Here is a 3,982-nt window from a genome sequence, read left to right on the forward strand (position 1 = left end):
GTCACGGGCGGCGCGACCGGCAGCGGCAGCCTGCTCGTCCAGCAGACCTGCAACGGCGGCGGACAGCAAAGGAGTTCGCCCGGCAGCACCCGGACCCACGGCGGCCCGACGGCATGAAACGCGGCCCGCACCCGTGGGCGCCCTGACGGGTGAATGTCGCGCGACGGCGGGCGGCGGGCCACGTACAGCGGCCCCCTGGCTGATTTGCTGCACCTGGAATCTGGCGTGACGCGCGCGGGACCGGTCTGTCGGCCGTCCCGGTGGAAACGGTGCCCCTGCCGGGTGCTCGGTCCACCCGCGAACGACGATCGAAGGAGCGTCCCAGTGACGACGACGGGCACAACAGGGGCAGCCGACGCAGAGGAGGCGTACGCGAACGAGCTTCCGGTCCGCGCGAAGGAGCCGGGAAACGTCGTCATCAAATGGCTGACCACCACCGACCACAAGACGATCGGCACGCTCTACCTCGTCACCTCGTTCGCCTTCTTCATCATCGGTGGTGTGCTGGCCCTGGTCCTGCGCGCCGAACTGGCGCGTCCGGGGATCCAGATCGTGTCGAGCGAGCAGTTCAACCAGGCGTTCACGATCCACGGCACGATCATGCTGCTGATGTTCGCGACGCCGCTGTTCGCCGGATTCACGAACTGGATCATGCCGTTGCAGATCGGTGCGCCCGACGTGGCGTTCCCGCGGCTGAACATGTTCGCCTACTGGCTGTACCTCTTCGGCTCGCTCATCGTCGTGGGCGGCTTCCTCACCCCGAACGGGGCGGCGGACTTCGGCTGGTTCGCCTACTCGCCGCTGACCGACGCGGTCCGCTCACCGGGCATCGGCAGCGACATGTGGATCATGGGGCTGGCCTTCTCCGGCTTCGGCACGATCCTCGGTTCGGTCAACTTCATCACCACGATCATCTGCATGCGCGCCCCCGGCATGACGATGTTCCGCATGCCGATCTTCGTCTGGAACGTCCTGCTGACCGCTGTGCTGGTCCTGCTGGCCTTCCCGGTCCTCGCGGCGGCCCTGCTGGTGCTGGAGGCGGACCGCAAATTCGGCGCGCACGTCTTCGACGCGGCCAACGGCGGCGCACTGCTCTGGCAGCACCTCTTCTGGTTCTTCGGCCACCCGGAGGTGTACATCATCGCGCTGCCGTTCTTCGGCATCGTCAGTGAGGTCATCCCGGTCTTCAGCCGGAAGCCGATCTTCGGCTACATCGGCCTGATCAGCGCGACGATCGCCATCGCGGGCCTCTCCGCGACCGTGTGGGCGCACCACATGTTCGTCACGGGCGGTGTGCTGCTGCCGTTCTTCTCGTTCATGACCTTCCTCATCGCGGTACCGACCGGTGTGAAGTTCTTCAACTGGATCGGCACGATGTGGCACGGATCGCTCTCCTTCGAGACACCGATGCTCTGGTCGATCGGCTTCCTGGTCACCTTCCTGTTCGGCGGACTGACCGGGGTGATCCTGGCGTCGCCCCCGATGGACTTCCACGTCTCGGACTCGTACTTCGTCGTCGCGCACTTCCACTACGTCGTCTTCGGCACCGTGGTCTTCGCGATGTTCGCCGGATTCCACTTCTGGTGGCCGAAGTTCACCGGCAAGATGCTGGACGAGCGGCTCGGCGAGATCACGTTCTGGACGCTGTTCGTGGGCTTCCACGGCACGTTCCTGGTGCAGCACTGGCTCGGTGCCGAGGGCATGCCGCGCCGTTACGCGGACTACCTCGCCGTCGACGGCTTCACCACGCTGAACACGATCTCGACGATCTCCGCGTTCCTGCTCGGTCTGTCGATGCTGCCGTTCTTCTACAACGTGTGGAAGACCGCGAAGTACGGCAAGAAGATCGAGGTCGACGACCCGTGGGGCTACGGCCGCTCGCTGGAGTGGGCGACCTCCTGCCCGCCGCCGCGGCACAACTTCCTCACCCTGCCGCGGATCCGTTCCGAATCCCCGGCCTTCGACCTGCACCATCCCTCGGTCCGCGCGCTCGACCAAGCGCTCAACCGTCCGGACACCGGGACGCCCCGGACCCCGGGAGACAACCGGGCGTGAGCACGACGGCCCGGGGAGAGGAGGAGTGAGTGGACCCCGACAAGGACAGCGCCCGAGGCCTGGCGCAGCTGGAGGGCTACCTGCTGTGGAGCGCCGAGGTCGAGGAGGCCCGCCGCCGGGCGGCCCGATTCACCGACGAGCTGCCCTGGCTCACCACGGCCCAGCGCGAGGACGTGGAACGCGTCTACACCGCCGACCGTCTCGCCGCATCACGGGCGACGCTCTCCCGCATCTGTGCCCGCGCCACCGCGCTGCGCGGCGAGTACGAGGCGCGCTACCGCGTGCTCAAGGCACGCTGCGTGGCCGCCGGCGTCGTGCTCGTCGGCGCGGTCGCCGGCACCTGCACCGCGGTGACGCTGCTGACCCGCTGAGCGCGTGGTGTCGTCCATCCGCCGTCCCCAGCAGGCGAAGTCCGTGCCGACTCGTCAGGATGAGTGACAACGGGCGCGTGCGACGGGGCAGGCGAACGGACGACCGTGCAGGCCCGAGAAGGGACGAACACCGTGGCACGACCCAGGATCCTCGTTGTCGGCGCCGGATTCGCCGGAGTGGAATGCGTTCGCCGTCTGGAGCGCGGGCTCATCCCCGGCGAGGCGGAGATCGCACTCGTCGCCCCGTACTCGTACCAGCTCTACCTTCCCCTGCTGCCCCAGGTGGCGGCCGGTGTGCTCACCCCGCAGTCGGTGGCCATCTCGCTGCGCCGCAGCCAGAAGCACCGCACCCGGATCATCCCGGGCGGGGCCATCGGGGTGGACCCCAAGACGAAGATCTGCGTCATCCGCAAGATCACCGAGGAGATCGTCGACGAGCCCTACGACTACATCGTGCTCAGCCCCGGGAGTGTCACCCGCACCTTCGACATCCCCGGCCTGCTGGACAACGCACGGGGCATGAAGACGTTGGCCGAGGCCGCCTATGTACGCGACCACGTGATCGCCCAGCTCGACCTCGCGGATGCCAGCCAGGACGAGAACGAGCGGGCCTCGCGCCTGCAGTTCGTGGTGGTCGGCGGCGGGTACGCGGGCACCGAGACGGCCGCCTGTCTGCAACGCCTCACCAGCAACGCGGTCAGGCACTACCCACGGCTCGACCCGAAGCTGATCAAGTGGCACCTCATCGACATCGCCCCGAAGCTGATGCCCGAACTCGGGGACAAGCTCGGCCGCAGCGCCCTGGAGGTGTTGCGCGCACGCGGCATCGAGGTGTCGCTCGGCGTCTCGGTCGCCGAGGCCGCTCCTGACAAGGTCACCTTCACCGACGGCCGGGTGCTGCCCTGCCGCACCCTCATCTGGACGGCCGGGGTCGCCGCGAGTCCGCTCGTCAGCACCCTCGACGCGGAGACGGTACGCGGCCGGCTCGCCGTGACAGCCGATATGAGTCTGCCCGGCTTCGACGGTGTCTTCGCGCTCGGCGACTGCGCGGCCGTACCGGACCTGAGCAAGGGCGACGGGGCGGTCTGCCCGCCCACCGCGCAGCACGCGATGCGGCAGGGCCGCAGGGCCGCCGACAACCTCATCGCGACGCTGCGGAACCAGCCGTTGAAGCCGTACGTCCACAAGGACCTCGGTCTCGTCGTGGACCTCGGCGGCAAGGACGCAGTCTCCAAACCGCTCGGGATCGAGCTGCACGGAATCACGGCGCAGGCCGTCGCCCGCGGTTACCACTGGTCGGCGCTGCGGACCAATGTCGCCAAGGCACGGGTCATGACCAACTGGGTGCTGAACGCCGTCGCGGGCGACGACTTCGTCCGCACCGGCTTCCAGTCCCGGAACCCGGCCAAGCTGCGCGACTTCGAGTACACGGACGCCTACCTCACACCGGCACAGGTCCGCGAGCACACCGCCACACTGCACACCGGTACCTGATCCGCACCGCTCCGGAAGGAGATCCGGTCCACGGCCCCGGCTCCGCCGTGAGCGGTGCCGGG

General features: G+C 68.4%; 3 protein-coding genes. All 3 read left to right on the forward strand.

The annotated features are described in order from the left end of the window. Nucleotides 1-324: 324 nt before the first annotated feature. The 3 genes from ctaD (at nt 325) to ABZY11_RS33095 (ending at nt 3,920) form a co-directional block, all read left to right on the forward strand. Nucleotides 325-2,055, forward strand: coding sequence for a cytochrome c oxidase subunit I (gene ctaD, locus ABZY11_RS33085; protein ID WP_356482694.1), 1,731 nt, complete (start codon nt 325-327; stop codon nt 2,053-2,055). A 29-nt stretch (nt 2,056-2,084) separates the two neighbouring features. Then, nucleotides 2,085-2,426, forward strand: coding sequence for a hypothetical protein (locus tag ABZY11_RS33090; protein ID WP_356482695.1), 342 nt, complete (start codon nt 2,085-2,087; stop codon nt 2,424-2,426). 132 nt (nt 2,427-2,558) lie between these two features. Further along, on the forward strand, nt 2,559-3,920 hold the full coding sequence (locus ABZY11_RS33095) for an NAD(P)/FAD-dependent oxidoreductase (RefSeq protein WP_356482696.1): 1,362 nt from the start codon (nt 2,559-2,561) through the stop codon (nt 3,918-3,920). Nucleotides 3,921-3,982: the final 62 nt, after the last annotated feature.

It is taken from the genome of Streptomyces sp. NPDC006510 (genome assembly GCF_040611955.1).
Lineage (GTDB): Bacteria > Actinomycetota > Actinomycetes > Streptomycetales > Streptomycetaceae > Streptomyces.